The organism is Laspinema sp. D2d (genome assembly GCF_025370755.1).
Taxonomy (GTDB): Bacteria; Cyanobacteriota; Cyanobacteriia; order Cyanobacteriales; family Laspinemataceae; genus Laspinema.
The window spans coordinates 115783-137349 of sequence record NZ_JAMXFC010000007.1 but is presented as its reverse complement, the minus strand read 5'-3'; the positions used below and the strand labels follow the sequence as shown (position 1 = coordinate 137349).

The following is a 21567-nucleotide window of genomic DNA, read 5'->3' as shown; positions in this document are numbered from 1 at the left end:
ATTTGTTCTTTGTCCGTTGAGAGCGTACCCTTGACCAAAGACCAATGACCCAATCGGTTTAAGATGACGGCATTAAATAAAACGGATAGACCATGCTGCGAGACTCGTGACGGTCTCTGATCCGATATTCAATCCGAACCTCCACCCGACCTCGAACGGGATCCGGTTCGGTGTAAATTCCCTCGATGATAATCCTCGGTTCCCACAATTCCAGCGCTTCTTCAATGTACACGCGGATGAGTAAGAGGGTTTGAGTATTCATCGGTGCAAACACCAACTCAGACAGGCGCGACCCAAAATTGGGGCGGTAAACACGCTCCCCCAATTTGGTATTAAGGATAATCCGAATGGATTCCTCCACATTGCGGACATCCGAACTCAGTTGCATTTTGCCCTGGATATTGATTCGTAACGGGAATGAGCATCCCGTGCCGATGTAATCCCGAGGCGGTTGGGGGTTGTAATCGTTTGCCATGAAACAGTTAGCCCACAGACTTTAGTCGCTAGTGTACTAAAGTCTCCGGACTGAGGAATATTCGCCAAAAGTCGAGTGTAGTTGAGTAGCGGGCGAATTTCTGGACGTTCTGACCTGACCCAACTCTAGGAGATAAGAACCGATAAGGGTTAATTAACCCGGATTTTGGTCCTATGCCCTCGGGAGCCTTTTGCTTGCTAATCGGACAAATCCGGTCAAGAAATCCGGTTGGGGTTTCCTGATTACGGAGGCCCAACCAACACCGTCACCCCGGTGGCAATTACGGGTAACATCAAAGGAACTGGAATCGGTGCGGGGACACTCATCCCCGCAGCCATTGTCATCATATGGGCCACGGGACGACCCATTGCCAACACCGTCACCGAAGCAGGCATGATCAAGGTTCCGGCTGCCATCGGGGCTCCGGCAACCGCATCTCCCATACAAGCAATGGGGCGTCCCATCACTAAAACCGTGGGTGCACAAGGTCCTACAATGGGACTTCCCCCCGCCAAATCTCCTAATACTGCTACAGGAAACATGATTTTCCTCTAAATTATGGCCTGGATCATTTAGCCCCCATTTTTAACGGTTTCACCGGGGGCTGACCATTAGCCATAAGTCGCATTCTCGCGCCTCTCAACAGTTGAGGCGAATCAGGGGTGCTAAAATCCCGGCACTAGCACCTGCCATCACTTGGAATGAAGCACCGGCTGTAATACTCGCTGCACCGCCACTGGTGAAACTGACTGAACCGGCAGCAGTTCCACTTATGGACCCACCCGCTTGGAGACCCAAGGAACCCCCCGCTTGGGCGCTCAGGGAGGCCCCAGCTTTAATCCCGACCTGGGCCGCCGATTGCACATTGACTTGGGTTGCGCCACTAATATCAACTTTAACGGGGGATTTAATCTCAACTCCTGTTTTTCCCAACACTTCCACTTTCAGGCCATCAATTTTAATCCCTGAATTGGATATTTCAATACTATTCGGGCCAACTTTCAGTAAAATTTTAGTCATTCCTGTGACTTCAATTTCCCCTGCATCAACTTTGAGGGCGCGGGTTTTTCCCGAACTTCCGGTTTTCACGTTCATGTCCCCGACGGAGGTCACATCTATTTTTTTGGTGCCATTATCATCCATTAAAACGGTATGACCGCCAGTAGTTTTGGTTTCTAGTTTCTTCAGTTTATCATCCAACAAAAGATAATGAGAACCGCTGGTTTTTAGTTCCATCTTTTTATCTGTATCGTTCAGATGGAGTTTATGTTTACTTCCCTCAACGGTTTCAATATAAATCCCTTTTTTACTGTTGCCTTTATCTTCTTCGACAAATTGTAATTTATGACCGAGGCGAGTTTTAATGGTTCGGAGGCGGACTTTCCCACTCGCGACGGATTCAGCTACTTTTTCTGGGGGTTTATCCTGACCATTCCAGACGCCCCCAAGGATATAAGGGCGATGAATATCTCCATGTTCAAAGGCAACTAACACTTCATCGTTGATTTCGGGTAAGCAGTCAAATCCGCGATCGGGTCCAGCCCCGATCGCCACCACCCGAGCCCAATTACTTTCATGTTTTTCCGTCAGGGTGGGAAATTTCACCCGCACTCGTCCTAATCCATCGGGGTCGTTATTATTAGATACCACTCCCACCATTAGGGTTTGACCCGGTTCTAGTCGGGTTTCCGGTGCAACGGTGGTGGAAATATCATCCGATCGCAATCCTCGGACACTAAATTCTGTGGTATAAATCCCATCTTGATACAGATGGCGGGCTTCGGTAATATAGTATTTTCCGCTATATTTTCCCATGTCAGTAAATTTGATAACTTTGCCGGTGCGGATATCTGGATTCCCTTCCGCTACGGCATCGGCATGGACAAATTCTCCGCCTAATTCATTGCACAACGACTGGGCGATCGTATCTGCTTCTTGATTACTAAAAACGGGTTTATCGACCACTATCATAGTGGCTTGGGAGGGTTTTCCATTAAAAGCTGAACTGGTTTTTTTACCCTCTTGATATTGGGTGCTTGTCAGAACAGTGGCAGAACTGGCATTAGAAACAATCGCTTTTTTTTGTTTATAATCCCACCCGCGTACCTCCACCGCGCTCACCTGTTCCGTACTAGAAACCCGCACTCGAAAACTGTGTATATCCCGCAACCATTTCAACTCTAAAGTGCTGCCTACTTTAGGTTTTCTAAAATTTAATTTTCCATCTTGAACGAACAGTTCAAATCCATTGCGAGTTGCTCGTTCCCGCAAAAATTCCATATTGGTTTGATTTTCTTGAAATACATAATCATGGGGAGAACCACTCGGATCAATGGTCCCCGAGGAAATTCCCACTTCCCCAATAACTTTTTTAAGGATATCGGTATCGCTCATATTTTGAAAAGAGCGATTATATCTCCCCCGATGCAGCCGATGTCCCACATCATATCCTCGAATTAGCATGGTAGCTTCAGAGGTTTCAGTAAAGCTACATTCTATTGAGGTAATTTCTCCTTTAAACAGGTTGGCAGTGGTTTTACCTTGGGAAAATTCTGGCGCTTCGGTGGTACTGGAACTAAACCCAATTTCGATAGATTTACCAATGGCAAATAATGATTCATGTCCCCAGGGTTCTCCCGTCCCAGGGAAGTAGTCATTGTTAATCATTAGGGTAAACATTCCCGGCTGATGAATGCTTTCTTCTACGGAGATTTCTATAATATCTGCCCGTAATTTATCAGACGCCTCGGTTCCATCTATTTTTAAGCTAGGTTGAGCTAAGTAAGAGATTGCTGTCATGGTTTTTAATGTGGTTTTGGTCTGAATTTCTGATGATAATTAATCAATAAACCTCTGGCAAAATACTGGATTGATCCCCCCAACCCCCCTTGGATCCCCCTCCCGTCCCCCTTAAAAAGGGGGAAGCCAGAGGAATAAATGTTGATTTATCGGGGGAAGCCAGAGGAATAAATATTTAGTTCCTAGGGGGCTTAAGAGAATTTGGCAAGAAGTCTAATAAAAATCTATCTTGAACTCTCATAACCCCATCTCCCCCATCTCCCCCATCCTCCCCATCTCCCCCATCCTCCCCATCTCCCCCATCTCCCCTATCTTCCCCTATTTCCCCGTTGCTTTATCCACTTCAGTGAGGGTCAAATCCACTCGCGCTTGTACGGGGGTTCCATCAGGTAAAAAGCGGGTTAATCTGTAGCTGAGTCGGGTGACAAAACAGCGCATATATTGTTGTTGTCCCCAGGCAAAAATATAGGTGGGGGGACGTTTTTGAGCAGCAGATCCTTTGGTGGCAAAACTGAGGGCTTGTTTGAGAAGATTAATAGAGGGAAGGATACTTGTCCCAGTTTCGTAGGTATCAAAAATGATGTTACTAATGGTCAGAGTGCAGGGTTCGGGATGGGCAAAGCTGACTTTAGATAATCCGGAACTGGTGCGCGCCCCTCGACTCGGATTGACGCTAACGGATTGATCGAATACGAGTTCGGTTGGGTTGAACATGAATTCGATGGTATCGCTTTCTTGGGAAATTAATTTTGCTTTTTCGAGTTTCCCTGATGCAACATTGTTACCAGGCATGGCGGTTTTTCCTTTTTATTAATAGGGCATTAATATTACATTTACCAGGGCGATCGCCGAGAATAGCGACCTCCATTCCGTTCGCGATCAATGGTTAGGCGCTGTTTAATCAAATCATAAACTTTTCGCGCTAAAATCTCTAGGTTTTCAGGTTCCGGTGTGGGTCCATATCCTGGGGCGGTGAGGGTGACTTCTCGACTTCTGGGATCGTTATAGTCGGGCGGATTTTGGACAGGGACGGAGGACCGATCTCCCTTGGGTTGTGGGGGAGTCTCTCGTTGGACTCCCCAAGGGGTTAACACAAATTCTCCGTCGGTATCAATTTGGGCGGTTTGGGTGAGTAAGTCTTCAAGGTTCGCCCAAGTGGTTGGCATGGATTCGGTTGTAGAAGCGATTCCCAAATCCAGAGGAGGACTCGCGAAGGCGCTTAAGGCGGATAGTTCAGGAACATTGGAGGAAATCTCTTCTAGGGAGAGGGTGAGGGGGAGTTGAAAGGAGGGGTTGGCAGACAGACTAACTTGAGTTTGCCGATCGCCGATGGAATGCCACTGTCCCAGAGGTTGTTCCCCTCGGGTGGCGATCGCAATTTCCGTCAGTTCCGGAATTTCTCTGGGGAGTTTCTCGAATTGATCCCATTCTCTAACAGTTTCCTCTTCATCGGGTGCGATCGCGGGTTCTAACTCAAAACTTGTTAACAATTCCCGGGCAATGGGTTTTAAAGATTGAGGTTCAAAAGGTTTTTGTCCCAGGGGTTCATGGGGCAAAAATGGTTTTTGAATTCCCAGGGGTTTCAACCCAGCAAGACGACTGCGATCGCCCGGTTCTTCCTCATAATTGCTGACAGTTTCTACCATAATTTAACCCCTAAATAAAGAATCCACCCGTACCCCTGCCACTCTGGTGAATCTTACCCCCACCACCGAGTGCATTTCCACCGCTACCCGAGTTACTATTCACCTCCACATTTAACCCTTCATAGGCCAAAGATAACTCTTCAATTGCTACCGTTGCCGCATCTGCCCTTAATGCCGGTGCTCTCCAAGCAACAGGAACCGCCCCGATTAGCGTCCAACATTGAATCGTTTCTCCGGCGGTGTTAAACAGTAAAATATTGATATTGCGCCGCTGGGGACTCCCGGCATTTTCTGGGGTGATTTTAGTCAGCATTCGAGATGCCCAGCCCCAAAATGCAGCATCATTCGTTAGTCCTCGTTTGAGGGTGACTTCTGAAAATTGGGTGTTTCCCAAAATGATTCGCTGTTGGTTATTAACTCCCCCTTCAAAATAGGTGTCATAATTAACCGTAACGCTCAACCCGGAACATTCGCTAAAACAAGCGGCGATGGAGTTGGTTTCCTGCATCTCCACATAAAAGCGATTGGCCGTAATATAATTCAGTCCGTGGGTTTCTGGCTGATTTTGTTTCGTCATCAATAACGACTCCCCTTTGATTGTTTAACCCACCCAAGGCCCCAAAACTATAGCTCAGTTTAGGGTTTTTAGAGTGTTGTGGATACTAGACAAAGGTCGAACTTCACCTATTCCCTTTGGACTGATTGGGATGCGGGCGGAGATTGTCGGTAAATCGGAATGAGTCCGGTGCGATCGAGTAGGGTTTGAACTTCTAGGGTGGTGAGAATTTCTGCAAATTTTTCTCCGACGGAAGGGAGACGATTGTCCCGGGGATAAATCACTACCAAAGGATAGGCTAAGGGATATTGATTCTGGGAAAATGCAGTCACATTCGGACTATAACTGCCTTTATTATTACACAAATCCGTGAGGGGAGAAATGGGTTGATTATCCAGATTTCTAACTAAGGGAGATACCGGAGTTTGGTTGCCTTCACTTAAGGCGAGGGGATAAACCGAACATTGTCCAAAGACTTTACTCAAGGTGGCGAATCCAATACTCCCGATATTTCTATCTTCAAAATCCCGGATGACGGTTCGCAGCATTTCAAAGGTGGAAAGGGGAGTAATGGTTGCGGGAGTTCTGACTAGGGTATTGGCGGATGTGGGGGCTTTGAGGAGGTTGTGAAAATCGGCGATCGCCCGCTCATTTTGAAGCACTCGCTGTTCAAAGACTCTTAATGCTTCTTCTTCATTGGGAATATACAGTTTTACGGGAAGATTCGGACCGCCTAATTCTTGCCAATTCTTAATTTTACCCGTATAAAGTTGTCGTAATTCGTCGAAGGTAATGCTCCCATTTAAGCGTTGGGGGAGTCCATTTTCGCGACGAGCATAGCTGAAGGGAACGAAAATAACAATGCCATCATAAGCAAATTCTCGATAGCCGATTTGAGTGTGAATTAAATTATTGTAAGCTGTCCGGGCATTGGCTAAATTGGTAATTGCAAAGTCGGTTTCTCCCGATAAAACCTTGGCGATCGCCAAGGTTGACGTCGGTTCGGGTACATAGCGAAAGCTGTATTTAGGCGGTTCGCTGGGGTCTTCAGGTTGCAGGCGTTGTTCCAAGTCTTGTTCTAATGTTCTTCCAGGAGCAATTAAATTCGGTTGCTGGAGGAGATAGCTCCAAGTGCCATTTACAGAAGCCGTATAAGTAAAGTTTCCCAGGGGAATACCCGCTACTTTTTCAATACAACAAACTGGGTCTTTTGTTGCCGTTTTTTGCTGGCGAATTACCCTAATCCACATAATTAATAGGGCCAACAAAATCAACCCCAAAGTTGCTAATAAAAAAGCTAAAAGTCGGGTGCGTTGACGGCGTTTTTTTTCAATTGCTTCAACAACAAGTGCTTCCGGTATTCCCACCGGAATGAGAGTGCCATCTCCAATCCACCATTCCCCGGATAATTTCAAGAGCGTTTGTCTCGCCAATTGAGCGGTTTCAAATTTTTGAGTTCCCAGTCCAATTAAGTTTAGAATAAAGTTTTTTAGTTCAAGATGGACACCCAAAGGCCAATCTTCCTCGACCCTAGGGTCGATTTCTTGCTCAGTTTTTGGGTTGAAAGTACGTCCGTTTAATAAATAAAAGGCAATATATCCTAATGCTTTTAAATCTTGTTGGGGAGAGGAATAGGCCGAGTCGGATAAAATCGGTTGTCCAAAACTTTCCCAAAGCGATAAATCACATAAATAAACAAAAAATCCTTGAGTATTGGGGACAAAAATTAGACTATCTAAACTTAGGTTACCATGAATAATTCCTTGTTTCAATGCACCGGATCTCAGCCTAAATTTCTGCTCATGGAGAAACTCCAAACTTTGTAATACTTGGTCGAGGACTTGGCGAACTTGGGCGCTAGTAAAAGCGCCTGTTTCTAAGAGGTAGCTGGACAGAGTGGGGAAAGCGTCGATTTGTCCTCTAGTGACGAGATAGCAGCGTTCTTCCCGTAGGGGGGCGATCGCCTCCCAGGGGGAAATCAGGCGCTGATCCTGAATGCGACCATCGGCTAAATTAATTCCCCCGACTAACCGAAATAAGTCTTTACGCTGGCGAATTTCTTCGGAGTTAAAATAGCGTTTGGGTAAGAGATATTCTTTGAGGATAACGGGTTGGTGATCGCTGAGTTGGATAGCTTCATAAAGCCGTCCCATTCCCCGATGACGCAGCAATCTTTCAATTTTGTAAGTCCCGCGATCGCCTCGAATTTTGGTGTCCGGTGCCAAGGGAACTGGAAACCCACATTGTCGGCAATATTTGGCTTGAGGTTTTGCCTCTAGGGTCTGTTGAGCCACTTCGCAGCTTAACGGATTTCCTCGGGGACAATCATACTTTAAATAGAGGGGTTGAGCGGGTTGAAAAATTTGCGGTAGGGAGGTTACTTCAATTTCTGGTGCGAGTTGTTGTGACTGTTTAGTAATGTCTTGGCTTTTCCGAAATCCTCCCGGTAGCTGGAATTTGAGTCCGGACAGTTTGGGCGCTTCAATTTTTAAGTTTTGCTGCACGAAGGGAATCACCCATTGAAACCGAGCGGGGAGGAGTCCGAATAGGCGATTCTTCATCCCCATTTTCGCAGAGGAACCCCGCATGATGATGCGACTCAGTTCTCTTCTACCAGCTTCCTGGGCTAATTTTTTACCAATTTCTTTAGACATAACCTGGTTGTTTTTTAAAAGTTGTTTTAGAATTTAAGGAAATGCTTCAGGGTACAGATTAATCTTGAATGTTTGGAGGAATCTAAAAATGGCTTTACCCGAGGTTGTTCGACTGTTTAGAGCAGTTCAAACCAATCCTTCTCTGAAAGAAAAATATAATTCGGCTCCGAGTTTAGATAAATTAGTCGCGATGGCTCGTCAAGATGGATATGATTTTACAACCGAGGAATGGATAGAAGCAACTCAGTTTAAGGTAGAAGAATTAGAGTCAAAGTTATCGGAAATTCCGGGGATTTAACCGTCACCAAAAGGCACGGCATTGCCGTGCCTTGGCTTAGACGGGCTTGCCATCCACTTTGACTTGACCATTGCTACATTCGAGATAAAGATCGGAGCCTAGGGGCGCAAAAGTAATCCCAAATTTGGCAAAATCAAATTCTGCGGCTTTAGCACTGGCAATCAGGGAATTGCGTAAGGTATTCAAGGTGGTTGTATAGTGTACAACGTCTTCCCCCGTTTGACCTTCTAACTTGCGCCGATTGCGGTCTGAAATCAGCCGGTTGATTTCAATTTGGATCTGTTGAACATGACCGTCTAATCCCCCAGCAGTGCGGAATAAATCGGCGACTCGTTCCCGTTTGAGGGTTTCCAACCAGCGCGTGGGGTCGATGTAGGGGTCACTGATACTATGGCGATCGTCTACTGGCGCTTGTCTATCTTTGCCTTTTCGCTGAATGGCGGTAGCCGGTGCAGCATTGACGGTTAATTCCTCCTCGGCAGCTTGATCCGTTGCTTGAGTTTGGAATTCTTCATCTTCCTTGAGTTGCAGGGTCTCAGGAGTGGTTGTTGTTGTTTCAGAATCGGACTGGATTAACTCCGCCTCGGATTCGGGGCGATCGCCTCCCTGACGCTGAATCGTTGCCGGGACTCCCGGGGTTTCCGATTCCTCTGGTGGAAAGATATCAATTTTGGCAAAGTTGAAACCCTGACGCTTTTTCCCCTCGGATGCAGCTTGCACCCCGGGGGTGGGCTCCGCAGATGCCTCCGTCGGTGAGGGGAAAGGACGCGACTCAAATTGACCCTCTACGGTAGAGGTGGGGAGATATTTTTTGTTACTTTTGTGCTGAACTAGGGTTCTGATTTTTTTCATAAAGTCTCCTCCTGGCGCGATCAAAAACCCACACCCTCAAGGGTGGGGCTATACAGACAAATGGACTAGGCGCTGTCGCACAGGCTGCGCCCAATGCAGGCTAAAAAGTAAAGTAGGTCGAGTACAACCGGAGTGGGTATGAGATCGAATCCACCTATTTTACGGGACTCCCTTGGGGAGTCACATTCGACTTATGGCTAGTTATCCCCACCGCTATCGGGTGACTGGGGGTGGTGGTGGTGGCGGTGGCAGAAGAGGTGCCGGTTCAGGTGTGGGTTCGGCAACTGGTTCAGGTGTGGGTTCGGCAGCCGGTTCAGGTGCAGGTTCAGCAGCCGGTTCAGGTGCAGGTTCAGCCGGGGGACAACCGATTTCCGAGACAGAACCATCGGGCATGATGGCGCGACAGAGGGAGGTATCGATCAGGATGGTATTCCTAAGTTTGGCATCGGTTAAGTCGGCGCGTTCTAGGTTGGCACCTTCTAGGTTGGCGGTGGAGAGGTCCGCTTCGGTTAAATCACAGAGATAGAGATTGGCTTTGGGAAGAGAGGCCCCAACGAGGTTTACGGAGTTAAGTTCAGCATGAGGGGCGATCGCCCCATATAAATCCGCATCCTTTAAGTCAGCTTCATGCAAAATTGCACCACTGAGGTTGGTGACGATTAAGGAGGCACTGCTGAGATTGGCCCCAGTCAGGTTGGCATCGAGCAGAAAGGCCCCATTAAGGTTGGCCCCGCTAAGATTGGCCCCGCTAAGATTGGCCCCGTTAAGGTTGGCCCCGCTAAGGTTGACGCCGGTAAGATTAGCCCCACTGAGGTTGATGCCGCTGAGTTCGCAGTTGCGACAGTCTCGGGTATTGAAGAGTTGTTGCAGGTGTAGGGGGTTCTCAGCGCCTAGGGGAAGGGCGCTAGTCAGCAGCATGGCGATCGCCAGGAGGATTTGTTTCATGAATGCCTCGAAGTTGCCTCTTCTGTTATGATTGTCTCCCCCAAGTTTTCCCCTTGGCTATTAGCCAGAAGTGGAATGCGATCGGCTTTCTATTGATCCGGTAACAAGATGCTCCCACTCCTCTTTATCAAAGGCAATACAATGAAGGAGTGCCAGCATCTTGCTTGCTACTGCTGATCCGGGATTATGGAGCTTCTCATTTCTATGACAAACTAATTTAGACTCGCTCTATATAATATTTACGGGCAATTGTTATCAGAATGCGATATTCGGTTTTAAGTCGGTTTCAGGGAACCCTACTCGGTGCTAATATAGGCTATGGGATAGGAAGCGGGATGATTTCCTTGAGCGGACCTAGGCTTGAGGTGCGCCCGAGGCCAGGGGAAGATGACTACCTGGTGAGGAGTGTACAAAGTTTAATTCAAAATGGGGGATTTGACTCCTCAAGTTGGTTTGAGGCAGTTGCCTCGGTGTCTCAACGGTCCGAGGGAATTGAATCAACGGCAATTTTAGGGAGCGATCGCCTGATGGCTGTGCTTCCGGTTCTCCTCTTTTATCACGAACAATTAGAATTTTTAAGAACCACCCTGTACCAGATTAGTGAACTTTTGTCAATCCCCTTAGCCGAAAGAGATGGACTATTGGCCTTGGGGTATGCGATCGCCACCAGTCTGACCGAACGCCTGAACCGGCACAGTTTGATTGGAGAAACCATTGCCTATCTTCAGGACAGTCCCTCCCCGCTGATTCCCCAACTGGCAACCGTCGAAACCCTCCTCGCCCAAGGTGCCAGTTTAGAACGGGTTCGCTCACAATTGACCCAGACTGACGGTACTGGCAGCCTCCCCTTTGCCCTAGGCTTTTACTGCCTTTTGAGTACCCTAGAAGACTTCCGATTATCCATCAGTCGGGCCACTCGCACAGGGAGTCAAGGCGCTGTGACAACCATAATCACGGGAATTTTGTCCGGGGCTTATAATAGCATTCCCGGCATCCCTTGGACTTGGCAACAGGGGCTATTGCAAACCGATAAACTATTTCACCTAGGCGATCGCCTGCTTGCCACTTGGTCTGGGGTCTATGAGGTTCAGTATCAACCGCAAGAAGCCATTCATTTTCGCGCTGTCGCGGCCCCTGATGTGATTCGTCCCTGGCAAGTCTAGGGGGGATGGGGGAGATGGGGAGGATGGGGGAGATGGGGAGGATGGGGGAGATGGGGAGGATGGGGGAGAGGAAAAATTAGATTGTTTTTACAAATTTTTTGGGTTTAATGACAGATTGGGGCTAGAAAGCCCTTGGGGGGTGCGATTGACCTTATTCTAAATGGATGTTCTAAATAACGCTACAGGTTGAACTACCCTTGTGCTAATTGACCCCACCCATCCCCGCCTTTGGGGGTGAAGATTTAGGCTGAGGAAGAGTGCCTCTATAATAGTGCATAACGCCTTGGCTTCTACTCCTAGCAATCCTCTATCTTAGAACAGGCACGAGAGATCCATGAGATCAATTCAGATGCTGACTCGGCAACTCGAACAATGGGGGAGAGATTGCGCCAATATTTACTCGCGCAATCTTTCCAACAGCAATCTGCTCAAGACGGGGACCCTCCCTCCAGAGTCTCATCCGTCTAAACCCCACGAGTTACCCGCCCCTCCCAAACAAGGTTCGACTGAACCGACGACTTGGAGAAAGGGACTCCAATCTCAAATGAATAGCACAGTCCATTCCCCTGTAGCGGTTCTGCTGGCGGTAACCTGCCTCACCGCTACGATTGGACAACGCTTTTACAATCAGCCTCAACTGGATGTAGGTACTATTGCCCCACAAACCTTTATCGCCCCTGACGATGCTAGGGTAGAAGACACCAAAACCACCGAAGACAATCGCAGGGCGGCCCGCATTGGGTCCAGCCCGGTTTTAATGATCGATCGCCCTGTCTCCCAGCAGATTGAGAAAGTCCTGCAACGCGTGTTGGATGAAGGGACCCAATTGCGCCAAGTCGGGGGGCAATTTCCCTTTGTGGATATCGCCATCTTGTCTACTTCCAGCCAGCTTTATCTGAGACAGGCGCAGGAGTGGGAATATAGCGCGGTGGTGAAGGCGGCGGGAGAAGATACGCCAATGGAGGCGAGCCCGGCCAATTCAGTGGAGGACCCGAATGACTCGTCTGCGGCAGCTTGGGTGGTGGAACGGGGTCTGTTAACCGACTCCGGACAGCAAGCGGTGATAGAACTGCAAACTTACCGCAAACGCGGGGGGTCCGGGGCGTTTTCGGGATTGGTTGAGCAAATTTCTCAGGCGCGTCAAACCTACCGTTTAGCGGTGGCGGCGATCGCAGATACGACCAGTATTGCCTCAACCCATATTTACGGTCTTAATTTATTTGAACTCTCCGACGAAGAGTGGATTCAAACTCAATTGGGTCTCCACAATGCTTTAAAGCGGATGTTGTCCCAAGGGATTCCCCAGGGATTGCCCAAAAATGTTCTGCAAATGGCGGTGATGATCCAGTTGGAGGATCAGGTCCCACCCGGCGCGGTGGAACTCTCTCAAACTTTGCTCTTAGAGGTGTTGCAGCCTAATTTAATCAAAGATTTAGAACGCACCCGAGTCCGCGCGGAACAAGCGGCCCTGGAAGTTAAGCCGGTGTTTGTCACCGTGGAACAAGGGGAGGTGATTATTGAACAGGGAGAGCCAATTTCTCAGTCTCAATTTGTGCTGCTCGATCGCTTTGATATGAGTCGCCGCGAAATTAATTGGGTGGGACTCTTTGGGTTCGGCGGAACGGTGACGATCGCCGTAGGGATTTTTTGGCTGGTTCAAGGGCGGGTTCATCCCAAGTTACGACGGCGCGATCGCACTCTGGTGTTGCTTCTCTCCTTGACCGCACCCCTGCTGATTTCTCTGGGTATTCCTTACACAACCTTACCGGCAGTTGGTTTATTACTGGGTAGTTTCTACGGGTCCTTCCTCTCAGGGACGGTTGTGGGACTCCTGAGTGTCCTTTTACCCCTGGGTATTGAAATTGAGTGGACTTATTTGCTGGCAAATGCAGCAGCCGGTTTAATCAGTGGCATCCTAGCCGGACGAATGCGATCGCGAGAAGAATTGGCAATGGTTGGGGGTGTAGCCGGTTTAACCCAAGGTGGCGTTTACCTGATTGGCAGTCTGATTCCCAGTGCCACCGCAGGGACGATTTGGTACACGATTCTCGGGGCCGCTGGAATTCAGGCGATCGCCGGGGTCTCTTGGAGTATTGTCGCCCTGGGTTTGAGTCCCTATCTGGAACATTTGTTTGACCTGGTAACCCCGATCCGTCTGGCCGAATTGGCTAACCCTAATCGCCCTCTTTTAAAACGGTTGGCTTCCGAAGCGCCGGGGACTTTTCAACATACCCTGTTTGTCGCGACCCTCGCTGAAGCGGCGGCGAAGGAACTCGGCTGTAATGTGGAATTGATTCGCACGGGTACATTGTATCATGATATCGGAAAAATGCACGACCCCCAAGGGTTTATCGAAAACCAAATGGGGGGGCCCAATAAACATGATGAAATTGATGACCCTTGGGAAAGTGCGGCCATTATTAAAAAACACGTCACCGAAGGACTGGCAATGGCCCGAAAATTCCGCTTACCGAAAGCTATTCAAGCCTTTATCCCTGAACATCAAGGCACGATGTTGATTGCTTATTTTTACCATCAAGCACAACAACGGGCTCAAAAAGAAGGGCGAGAAGTCCGAGACGAAGAGTTCCGCTATGATGGGCCGATTCCCCAATCTCGGGAAACGGCGATCGTCATGTTGGCGGACTCTTGTGAGGCAGCCTTACGCAGTCTCAAGGATGTGAGTCAAGATGAGGCCCTGAATATGGTGAATAAAATTCTAAAAGCCCGGTGGCAAGACAATCAACTCGGTGAGTCCGGTCTGAAACGGGAAGAAATGCCGAAAATTGCCGAAATTTTTGTGAGAGTTTGGCAACAGTTCAATCACAAACGGATTGCCTATCCCAAAGCGGCACTTTCTTTCCAGTCCAAGTAAGGGGAGGGGGAACTTAACCCCCTGCTTATACTTACCCTTTGACTCCCGTCCCGGCATCGGTGGGAACAATGTATTGCTGCAAGAGAAGAAATAAGAGCAAGACTGGGGCGACTGCGATCGTTGACCCCGCCGCAATCAACCGCCAATCTAAAGAAAATGTCCCTTCTAATCGCGCCACCCCTAGAGGTAATGTATAAAATTCCGGGCGGTCAATCACCAGTAACGGCCACAGAAAATCACTCCAAGACCCGATAAAGACAAATAGCGCTAAGGTCACTAGGGCGGGTCTCACTGCCGGAATCATCACATTCCACCAAATTCCTAATTCTGAACAGCCATCCATCCTTCCTGCTTCTTCTAATTCTTTGGGCACACCTTGAAAGGCTTGACGTAATAAAAAAATACCAAAGGCTGAAGCGAGAGAGGGGAAGATAATCCCTAAATAAGTGTTTTTTAAGCCCAATTGGACGGTTAAAATATACAAGGGAATCATCACGATTTGAAAGGGAATCATAATCGTAGAAACTATTCCCGAAAAAATCAAATTCCTCCCGGGAAATTCTAATCGGGCCAAAGGATAAGCCGCTAAGGCACAAAATATCACATTAAAGCTCACTGTTAGGACCGCAATCAGGGTACTATTAAAGAGATATTGTCCGAAGGGACTCGCTTCCCAGACCCGAACAAAGTTCTGAAAGGTCGGTTCTGCCGGTAAGAATTGCGGAGGAACTTGAAAGATGTTTTCACTCGGAGATTTAAAGGCGGTACTAATCAGCCAAATTAAAGGGAGTAGGGTGAGGAAGGCGATCGCACTCAAGAGTGCATAGAAGCCCAACTGTTTCCATCGGGAGTCGGTTTGACGCGAAGCCGTCAGCTTGAGGGAATTTTTCATAAAGGTTAGCCTTGAAAGTTGAGAAAAAGACAATCCAAGGGATTTAAACGGAAATTAGGAATAGCGTAGCATACTCCCCCACCTCTTTTCGGCTAAAATATTTCCGATAATTTGAGGAAAACCCCTAAAAGTCTAAAATACAAAGAGTGGCTTAAATTAATCCGGCCTCTGCTAAAATAATTCTGTCAAAATTAAAAAAATAATTCTTTATTTTTCCCGATAAAGGTAAGTGCTAACATGAAAAGCCAACTTGATGAAACGAAAATTGCCAATATTATCAAAAAATGGCTCAAAACCATTAAGGAAATTCAGGAAGACACCGGAAGAAACTCTGTTCAAGTGACTAGACTGACCAGTATTAAAAGTTTGTGTAAAGACCGTCAGCCCTCAAAACACTTCGCCCTCCATATTGCCAAACGAGTCTGGGAAACAATGGAGAGTACCCCCAATGATCGCTTTGATGAGACCGAATGGCAAGCCCACAAAGCGATTGTAACTCAGGCGATCGCCCAAATGGAAGCGGCGATCGAGGAAGTCAGCCCCCAACAGCGACAATCAATGGCAGCCCTCCGGGAGGAAATTAAACTCTACCAAGGGAACGATTATCGCCGAACTGAGTGGGCAGTTGTCCATTTTATTCGCAGTGGTAACTTACTCAAAGTTGATTATGCCCTGTGTTGTTTTATTAATCAAGAATATCAGTATTACACGTACCAATTAGCCCGAGAATATGCGGAAAACTATGACATCAACTATGGCAATGGATTGAATCTTAATTCCCTACCTATGTTGTTAGATATTGCCGAGTTTTGGTGTCAGTATTATTTTAATCAATCCCTAGACGATCGCTTTCCTAAACTGGTTTCTCCTTAAACAAACTCCATCTCAGGAACGAGTCGGTTGTAGTTCTTTACTGGCAAGGCGATTTTGAATTTCATAGCGGATCAAGTCTTTCTGCTGGATATTTTGTAAAATCACTCCAACTTGAGCATTAAAAAGTTCCATCGACCGGCGATCGCGTTCATTAAAACTGGTTTTGAAGTAATCCGGTATCTTGCGCTTATCACGGGTTTGATAGGGCGGAAAATTCCCAGGTTTACGCTTATTTACAAGCTGAGTGACCCCTAGCAACTTGCCATCCGAACCCAAAACTGGGGTACATAATAAACTAAAGGTTCGATAACCCGTTTGTTTATCGGTTTTCTTGGCATTAGCCGCCTTCGGATGTTTATAAAGGTCAAACGGAATCAGCATTGATTGGCAAGTTTCAGCGACTATTCCCACGAACCCCACCCCGATTTGACAGCGTAATTCTCCTTCTCCGGGAATGGTAGTCCATAAGTTGCCCTGATGCCGATCCAATAACCAAAGGGTACTGCGATCGCTATTGGTCATTTTCTGCGCTGCATTTAACACTTTTTGGAGCATTTCTTGCCGGATTTCTTGCAAATCGCAGTCCTTTTCACTGAGGGAAATCATCGCCGCCCAAAGCTTTTCATTTTCGCGATTATGTTCTAAAATTTTGATATCCCGATAAAAAGATTGACAGCCTTCCACAATCGGCAAAATGGATTCCGTGCGCTGTTCAATCAAATGGCCCGATTCTATTGCCTTAGGATGAATAAGGTGCACCAATGCCATCACCTGACCCTGGGGATGAGCGATCGGCACAACCATCCCCTGATTAACAGATAGCTGGTCATTAGTTATCCCCACCATCCCAGACTTCCGTTTAGCTTTTCCGCCCTTCATCTCCCCCCTAGAGTGAAAAGCCATGATTTCTTTCTGAATTTCCGGAGAATCGGGAATAATTTCTTCAACCAAATCCCCCATTTTCCCTGAAGGCATCAACGACCAAAATTCCTTGAGTTCAGAATTAAAAACCCAAATCGTTGCACCTTCTGCATTCACTAATTTACTCAGGGACCTTCCCAGGAAATTCAGAATATTATAAAGGGCATCATAGAGAAAGGGTTCACTTTGATGATTGCCCACATTAGACAGCATAAACAAAGCATTATGAACCACTTCTTTGGGTTTAACTTCAGCAATTTTCAGCAGCGCTTCATGAGTTTGAGCATACTGAAGAATCACCCCTACTCTTTGATTAAAAACTTGCATCGACTGTCGGTCATTTTCATCAAAACTCGCCTTAAATTGTTCCGGGACTTCGGGCCAGTTGCTGGGGTTATACTCGGGAAACTCCCCCAGCTTTCTTTTATTCAGTAATTGAGTGACCCCCAAGAGTTCACCATCCGGGTTCAAAACCGGCATACAAAGCAAACTAGAGGTGCGGTAACCTGTTTGTTTATCTGTCTCTTTAGCCGTCCCTGCATGAGGATGTTCATACAGGTCAAAAGGAATAATCATCGGTTGCAGGGTTTCCGCAACTTTGCCCACAAACCCCACCCCAATCGGACAGCGTTTTTCTCCCGTCTCGGGCAGTTCGGTCCACAAATCCTCCCGTTCTCGGTCAATTAACCACAGGGTACTCCGGTCCGCATTAAGCAATTTTTTAGCCGCATTCATCACGCGCTGTAAAATCTCTTTTGTATCTAAATTCGCTTGATCCAGAGACCGAGTGGCCTCCGAAAGTGCTGCGGTTGCTCTCAATTTTTGAGTCGCTTTGTAACAAGATTGACAGCTTTCTAAAATGCGAGCAATTGAACTTAAAAAAGTATAGAGACGCTGACTATCTCCTTCAGTAAATCCCTTTCTATCAATGGTTTGATTTAATTCAAATCCGTGAATGACCTGAGAGGTTAATTTATTTAAAAGCTGAATCACCGCCACTAAATCTCCCGATTCATTTAAAACCGGGACCGCTAAGATATTAGCAGTATAATAATTATATTTAGTATCAAATTCTTTAACGAATTTAGACCGGGGGTCTTGATAAACCCCGTCCGGGATATTAATTAATGCTTTGGTTTGGGCAACTTGTCCTGCAATTCCTTCGCCGACCCGCACTTGAATATCTAAAAAATCACTGGTTTCATTCTCCGCAACCACAGACCATAGTTCATTTTTATCTTCATTGAGTAAATAAATAGTCGCGCGGTCCGCATGGAGTAAATTGCCAATTTGTAGGGTAATATTTCTTAAAACTTCATACAGGGTTTGTTCAGAACAGTTTCCATCGTGAACCTGTGCTAATTGAGCAACCAGTAGGTTTCTTTCTAGTTCTACAAGGGTTTGGAAAAATTCCTCATCTTCGCTTTGAGGAACGGGGGAACTTCCGGGTAAAGAAGCTAAAGCCTTTTCAGTCCAAAGGGCATCAAACACGGATTTATAAATTCGATTGGTTACCCTGAGATTTCCATTTCGTTTGACGACTAATCCGGAGAGTCTAAGTTGCATTTTTTCCGGAGTTTCTTCGGCAAGAATTGCACCTAAAGCCTCGTTTAGATCTGGGGTTGATTCAGCATTCTTTAAAATTTGTTGATATAATTCTAATAGCTGGCGATTCTGCGGTCCCTGACGGAGGAGGCGATCGCGAATAGTCCGCAGGTGTTCCGGTTCATCCTGGGATTCCCAGTTTTCAATAATTCGCGATCGCACCAACTTTTCTACCCACTGCTTTTCGCGACCTCTAGGCGGCACACTTTCGGCCTCTACAATTAATTTACAGAGTTTTTGGGTTAAAAAAGGCTGTCCTCCCGTCCAATCTAAAATAGCTTTTAAAACGGGTTTATAATTATTAAATTTTTCTTTCAACCCCACCGCAATGGGTTCCGCCTCTTCCAACTTAAACCCCGTTAATTCAATGGACTTCCCAAAATTAAAAGGGGGACTATGATTAGCATCTTTGATTAAATCATAGGGTGAAGCCACCCCTAAAATACAAAACGTCAGGCGGTCATATTCATGATTATCTGCCCGATTATTATGCCAACACCGAATCAAGGCAAAAAAATCATTGACTGAAAAAGGTAAACGAAGAACACTATCAATCTCATCAATAAAAACCCCTAATTTTTTATCTTGCAGTGGCTCATATTTGAGCAAGACTTCCTCAACAAAACAAGAAAGTCCTTGCATCGGACTTTGTTCATGGTCCCGCCACCAGTCCTGGAAGTTATCTATCTGGTTTAACAGATTAAAGCTTTTAGCTAAATGGCGAGTAATACTTTTATAAAACTGATTTCGAGTAATATCTAGTTCGACAATTTCTGTCAAATCCATCGCCATACAAACCATTCCGGACTCCTGAAGCCGGTTCATGGTTTTTACCCGCAAACTAGACTTACCCATCTGCCGAGAAGTCAGCACATAACAAAACATCCCCGCTTTTAAGTGATTAAACAAATCTTCATCAGCTTGCCTCATCACATAGGTGGGAGTATTCAGGGGAAGACTACCGCCAATTTTATATTCGTAAGGGATTAAGTGACTAGAATTCATCCGTTTAACTGATAAAGAAACATGGGTTCGTTAAATCCTTTCAGTTGATACCAATCACTGCTAGAAACTTGCAGTTGTAAGTGAGTTTTGATAGCTTGATAAACCGCGCCAGAAATACAAATACCTCCTGGATGAGCTACAGTCTGGATCCGGGACGCAATATTGACTCCATCCCCATAGACATCATGATTCTTAAAAAACACTTCAGCTAAATGAATTCCGATCCGGTGTTCAAGAATTTCTGATTCCGGCAGTTTATTCGCCGCTAATCTTAAAGTCTGTTGAATTTCTTGGGCGCATTTTACCGCTTTCACGGCGGAGGCAAAGTACATCAGCAACCCATCCCCCATCGATTTTAGAACTTGACCGTCAAACTGTTCACAGAGTTGAGTCATCAAGTTTAAATCTCGGAAAATTGCCCCTAGGACAAGGGTTTGATTTTCATGTTGCTTTAAGGCTGAATCTTTGACGTCGGTAAAAACAATCGTAGCCAGAACATTATCCCCTAAAAAGTTGGAATTGAAGGGGTTGTTATACTCTCCTCGCTTGAGGGTATTGGGGGTATTGAACTGCCAGGAAGTAGTCTGGGAAAAGTTCAGGCGATCGCGGAAATATTGACGGTATAAATCATTGCGAATCGTCACCAAATCGCCTTGAAGCAGAACCAATCCTAGACTATTTAACTTGAATTTAACGATTGAATCTAACTCCACCGGACTTTTTGAAGAAAGAATAAGCCCTAAAGTCTTCATTAAATCAGGGTGGTTTTGGAGATGCCACCAATGCAGCCGCAAGCTATCGGCATAAATTCCTCGATCTGTTGGTGCAGCTTTTAGTAATTCTTCTAACTCAATTTCTTGGTTAGCAATTTTATACAAAGCAATCCGCGTTAAATGGGGATGCCCTCCAATCATAGCCATCAGTCGATTCACTTGGTCAGAAGTTAAATTCAGACCATGCAATTGGGCTAAATCCTGTACTTGACTCGGGTCAAATTCTGGAAGTTCTACAGGTAAACCCACATTAAACGGCGACTGATCATTACTCAGAGGAATATAGACTTCTGTTCCATGAACAATAATCAGCCGAAAATTTCTCCAAATACAATTTTCTTTGGTTTTTTCATACCAGGCCCGTAGTAGCACAAAAAAGTCATCGGCTACCTTGTCATGGGGAAAAATTAAATCCACCTTGTCTAATCCTAAGACTAAAGGCTTGTCAATGGCCGGGAGTACATACTCTTCAAAGTAATCTGTGCAACTCACTTTATTGGTATAACCCTTATTCCAGCATTGATCAATGTGTTCCATCGGCAACTGTAATGCTTTAGCAACCGAAGCACAAAAAAAACGCCGTAACAAGCTATCCAGATTAGCAAAAACTTCATTATCAGCTAACTCAAAATTCAAGGAAACTGTCTGACATCCCAATCGTTCTGCATGGTGCAAAAGTCTCGCCATCAGGGAAGTTTTCCCCATTTGTTTGGGCGCTTTGATGCGAATTAAGCTACCCGGTTTTGCAATTTCTTCATAAGCGAGGGACTCCGCTTGGGACCGCTGAATATAAAACGGTGAATTTAAAGGAATCTGTCCTCCGGGTCGTTCCAAAACAAGCGATCGCCGGTTTCCCGAGTCCAGGAGTTGCTCATTCATTTGTAGCGACGAGCTTGAACCGAGGCATCCCATCGAAACTGAAGAGGATGGGCGATCGGGCAATTCCTCCAAAACCTCCTCTAGGACAAGGCGTAGGGTCTTAATCGTGACTTTTCGACCCGTCACATCCGAGAGTTGCTTCCACAGTTTCGGTGCCTTATCCGACTTAATCGTACTCTGGCTATAGCCCGAAACCTGGATATCCTTGAGGCGCTGTCCTTCTAAGGCTTGCCGCAGAATATTTTTCTGGACGTCTGCCAGCGGTTTTCCGGTTTTTTCAGTAATGCAGTTCTCTGCTAGTTCGAGCAGTTTAACGAGCTTTCCCTCAACCATAGGGCATCCCTGAATTAATTTGA

General features: G+C 46.5%; 16 protein-coding genes. 4 read left to right on the top strand and 12 right to left on the bottom strand.

Translation table 11 applies throughout. The features are described from left to right. Positions 1–58 precede the first annotated feature (58 nt). From NG796_RS07315 to NG796_RS07285, 7 genes are all read right to left on the bottom strand, one after another. Complete coding sequence (locus NG796_RS07315; RefSeq protein WP_261205244.1) at positions 59–475, bottom strand: GPW/gp25 family protein; 417 nt, start codon at positions 473–475, stop codon at positions 59–61. 242 nt (positions 476–717) lie between these two features. After that, the gene (locus NG796_RS07310; protein ID WP_261205243.1) at positions 718–1017 is read right to left on the bottom strand and encodes a PAAR domain-containing protein; all 300 of its coding nucleotides are present in this window, start codon (positions 1015–1017) and stop codon (positions 718–720) included. Between the two features lie 97 nt (positions 1018–1114). After that, the gene (locus NG796_RS07305) at positions 1115–3274 is read right to left on the bottom strand and encodes a VgrG-related protein (RefSeq protein WP_261205242.1); all 2160 of its coding nucleotides are present in this window, start codon (positions 3272–3274) and stop codon (positions 1115–1117) included. Positions 3275–3592: 318 nt separating this feature from the next. After that, positions 3593–4066, bottom strand: coding sequence for a phage tail protein (locus NG796_RS07300; protein WP_261205241.1), 474 nt, complete (start codon positions 4064–4066; stop codon positions 3593–3595). 41 nt (positions 4067–4107) lie between these two features. Continuing rightward, positions 4108–4920: a hypothetical protein gene (locus NG796_RS07295; RefSeq protein WP_261205240.1), complete on the bottom strand. Its 813-nt coding sequence runs from the start codon at positions 4918–4920 to the stop codon at positions 4108–4110. A gap of 10 nt (positions 4921–4930) precedes the next feature. Further along, a complete protein-coding gene (locus NG796_RS07290) occupies positions 4931–5497 on the bottom strand; it encodes a phage tail protein (RefSeq protein WP_261205239.1) in 567 nt (188 codons plus the stop codon). 107 nt (positions 5498–5604) lie between these two features. Next, positions 5605–8130: a substrate-binding domain-containing protein gene (locus NG796_RS07285; RefSeq protein WP_261205238.1), complete on the bottom strand. Its 2526-nt coding sequence runs from the start codon at positions 8128–8130 to the stop codon at positions 5605–5607. Positions 8131–8218: 88 nt separating this feature from the next. Here NG796_RS07285 and NG796_RS07280 point away from each other — a divergent pair, with 88 nt between their 5' ends. After that, entirely contained in the window at positions 8219–8428 is a 210-nt protein-coding gene (locus NG796_RS07280; RefSeq protein ID WP_261205237.1) for a Nif11-like leader peptide family natural product precursor, read from the top strand. 36 nt (positions 8429–8464) lie between these two features. Here NG796_RS07280 and NG796_RS07275 read toward each other — a convergent pair whose 3' ends face one another. Both NG796_RS07275 and NG796_RS07270 read right to left on the bottom strand, forming a co-directional pair. After that, positions 8465–9280, bottom strand: coding sequence for a hypothetical protein (locus NG796_RS07275; protein ID WP_261205236.1), 816 nt, complete (start codon positions 9278–9280; stop codon positions 8465–8467). Positions 9281–9493: 213 nt separating this feature from the next. Next, on the bottom strand, positions 9494–10225 hold the full coding sequence (locus tag NG796_RS07270) for a pentapeptide repeat-containing protein (RefSeq protein WP_261205235.1): 732 nt from the start codon (positions 10223–10225) through the stop codon (positions 9494–9496). Between the two features lie 260 nt (positions 10226–10485). Here NG796_RS07270 and NG796_RS07265 point away from each other — a divergent pair, with 260 nt between their 5' ends. Together NG796_RS07265 and NG796_RS07260 are read left to right on the top strand one after the other, a co-directional pair. Beyond that, positions 10486–11388 carry an ADP-ribosylglycohydrolase family protein gene (locus tag NG796_RS07265; RefSeq protein WP_261205234.1) on the top strand — a complete coding sequence of 301 codons (903 nt, stop codon included), beginning with the start codon at positions 10486–10488 and terminating at the stop codon, positions 11386–11388. A gap of 334 nt (positions 11389–11722) precedes the next feature. After that, complete coding sequence (locus NG796_RS07260; RefSeq protein WP_261205233.1) at positions 11723–14263, top strand: HD family phosphohydrolase; 2541 nt, start codon at positions 11723–11725, stop codon at positions 14261–14263. Between the two features lie 31 nt (positions 14264–14294). On the opposite strand, the gene NG796_RS07255 is transcribed toward NG796_RS07260, so the two are convergent. Beyond that, positions 14295–15155 (bottom strand): carbohydrate ABC transporter permease, encoded by an 861-nt coding sequence (locus NG796_RS07255; RefSeq protein ID WP_261205232.1) that lies wholly within the window; start codon positions 15153–15155, stop codon positions 14295–14297. A gap of 237 nt (positions 15156–15392) precedes the next feature. Here NG796_RS07255 and NG796_RS07250 point away from each other — a divergent pair, with 237 nt between their 5' ends. Then, positions 15393–16028, top strand: coding sequence for a hypothetical protein (locus NG796_RS07250; RefSeq protein WP_261205231.1), 636 nt, complete (start codon positions 15393–15395; stop codon positions 16026–16028). Positions 16029–16040: 12 nt separating this feature from the next. Here the strand turns inward: NG796_RS07250 and NG796_RS07245 are convergent, their stop codons facing one another. Beyond that, positions 16041–19559 (bottom strand): GAF domain-containing protein, encoded by a 3519-nt coding sequence (locus tag NG796_RS07245; RefSeq protein ID WP_261205230.1) that lies wholly within the window; start codon positions 19557–19559, stop codon positions 16041–16043. After that, positions 19556–21544: an AAA-like domain-containing protein gene (locus tag NG796_RS07240; protein ID WP_261205229.1), complete on the bottom strand. Its 1989-nt coding sequence runs from the start codon at positions 21542–21544 to the stop codon at positions 19556–19558. Before NG796_RS07240 ends, NG796_RS07245 begins: the two co-directional genes overlap by 4 nt. Between the last annotated feature and the right edge of the window lie 23 nt (positions 21545–21567).

Excerpts from the sequence above, each read along its gene's own strand:
- NG796_RS07315 (WP_261205244.1), bottom strand. The coding sequence starts at position 475 with ATGGCAAACGATTACAACCCCCAACCGCCTCGGGATTACATCGGCACG.
- NG796_RS07265 (WP_261205234.1), top strand. The coding sequence starts at position 10,486 with ATGCGATATTCGGTTTTAAGTCGGTTTCAGGGAACCCTACTCGGTGCT.
- NG796_RS07290 (WP_261205239.1), bottom strand. The coding sequence starts at position 5,497 with ATGACGAAACAAAATCAGCCAGAAACCCACGGACTGAATTATATTACG.
- NG796_RS07310 (WP_261205243.1), bottom strand. The coding sequence starts at position 1,017 with ATGTTTCCTGTAGCAGTATTAGGAGATTTGGCGGGGGGAAGTCCCATT.
- NG796_RS07240 (WP_261205229.1), bottom strand. The coding sequence starts at position 21,544 with ATGGTTGAGGGAAAGCTCGTTAAACTGCTCGAACTAGCAGAGAACTGC.
- NG796_RS07245 (WP_261205230.1), bottom strand. The coding sequence starts at position 19,559 with ATGAATTCTAGTCACTTAATCCCTTACGAATATAAAATTGGCGGTAGT.
- NG796_RS07300 (WP_261205241.1), bottom strand. The coding sequence starts at position 4,066 with ATGCCTGGTAACAATGTTGCATCAGGGAAACTCGAAAAAGCAAAATTA.
- NG796_RS07295 (WP_261205240.1), bottom strand. The coding sequence starts at position 4,920 with ATGGTAGAAACTGTCAGCAATTATGAGGAAGAACCGGGCGATCGCAGT.
- NG796_RS07255 (WP_261205232.1), bottom strand. The coding sequence starts at position 15,155 with ATGAAAAATTCCCTCAAGCTGACGGCTTCGCGTCAAACCGACTCCCGA.
- NG796_RS07285 (WP_261205238.1), bottom strand. The coding sequence starts at position 8,130 with ATGTCTAAAGAAATTGGTAAAAAATTAGCCCAGGAAGCTGGTAGAAGA.
- NG796_RS07305 (WP_261205242.1), bottom strand. The coding sequence starts at position 3,274 with ATGACAGCAATCTCTTACTTAGCTCAACCTAGCTTAAAAATAGATGGA.
- NG796_RS07280 (WP_261205237.1), top strand. The coding sequence starts at position 8,219 with ATGGCTTTACCCGAGGTTGTTCGACTGTTTAGAGCAGTTCAAACCAAT.
- NG796_RS07260 (WP_261205233.1), top strand. The coding sequence starts at position 11,723 with ATGAGATCAATTCAGATGCTGACTCGGCAACTCGAACAATGGGGGAGA.
- NG796_RS07270 (WP_261205235.1), bottom strand. The coding sequence starts at position 10,225 with ATGAAACAAATCCTCCTGGCGATCGCCATGCTGCTGACTAGCGCCCTT.
- NG796_RS07275 (WP_261205236.1), bottom strand. The coding sequence starts at position 9,280 with ATGAAAAAAATCAGAACCCTAGTTCAGCACAAAAGTAACAAAAAATAT.
- NG796_RS07250 (WP_261205231.1), top strand. The coding sequence starts at position 15,393 with ATGAAAAGCCAACTTGATGAAACGAAAATTGCCAATATTATCAAAAAA.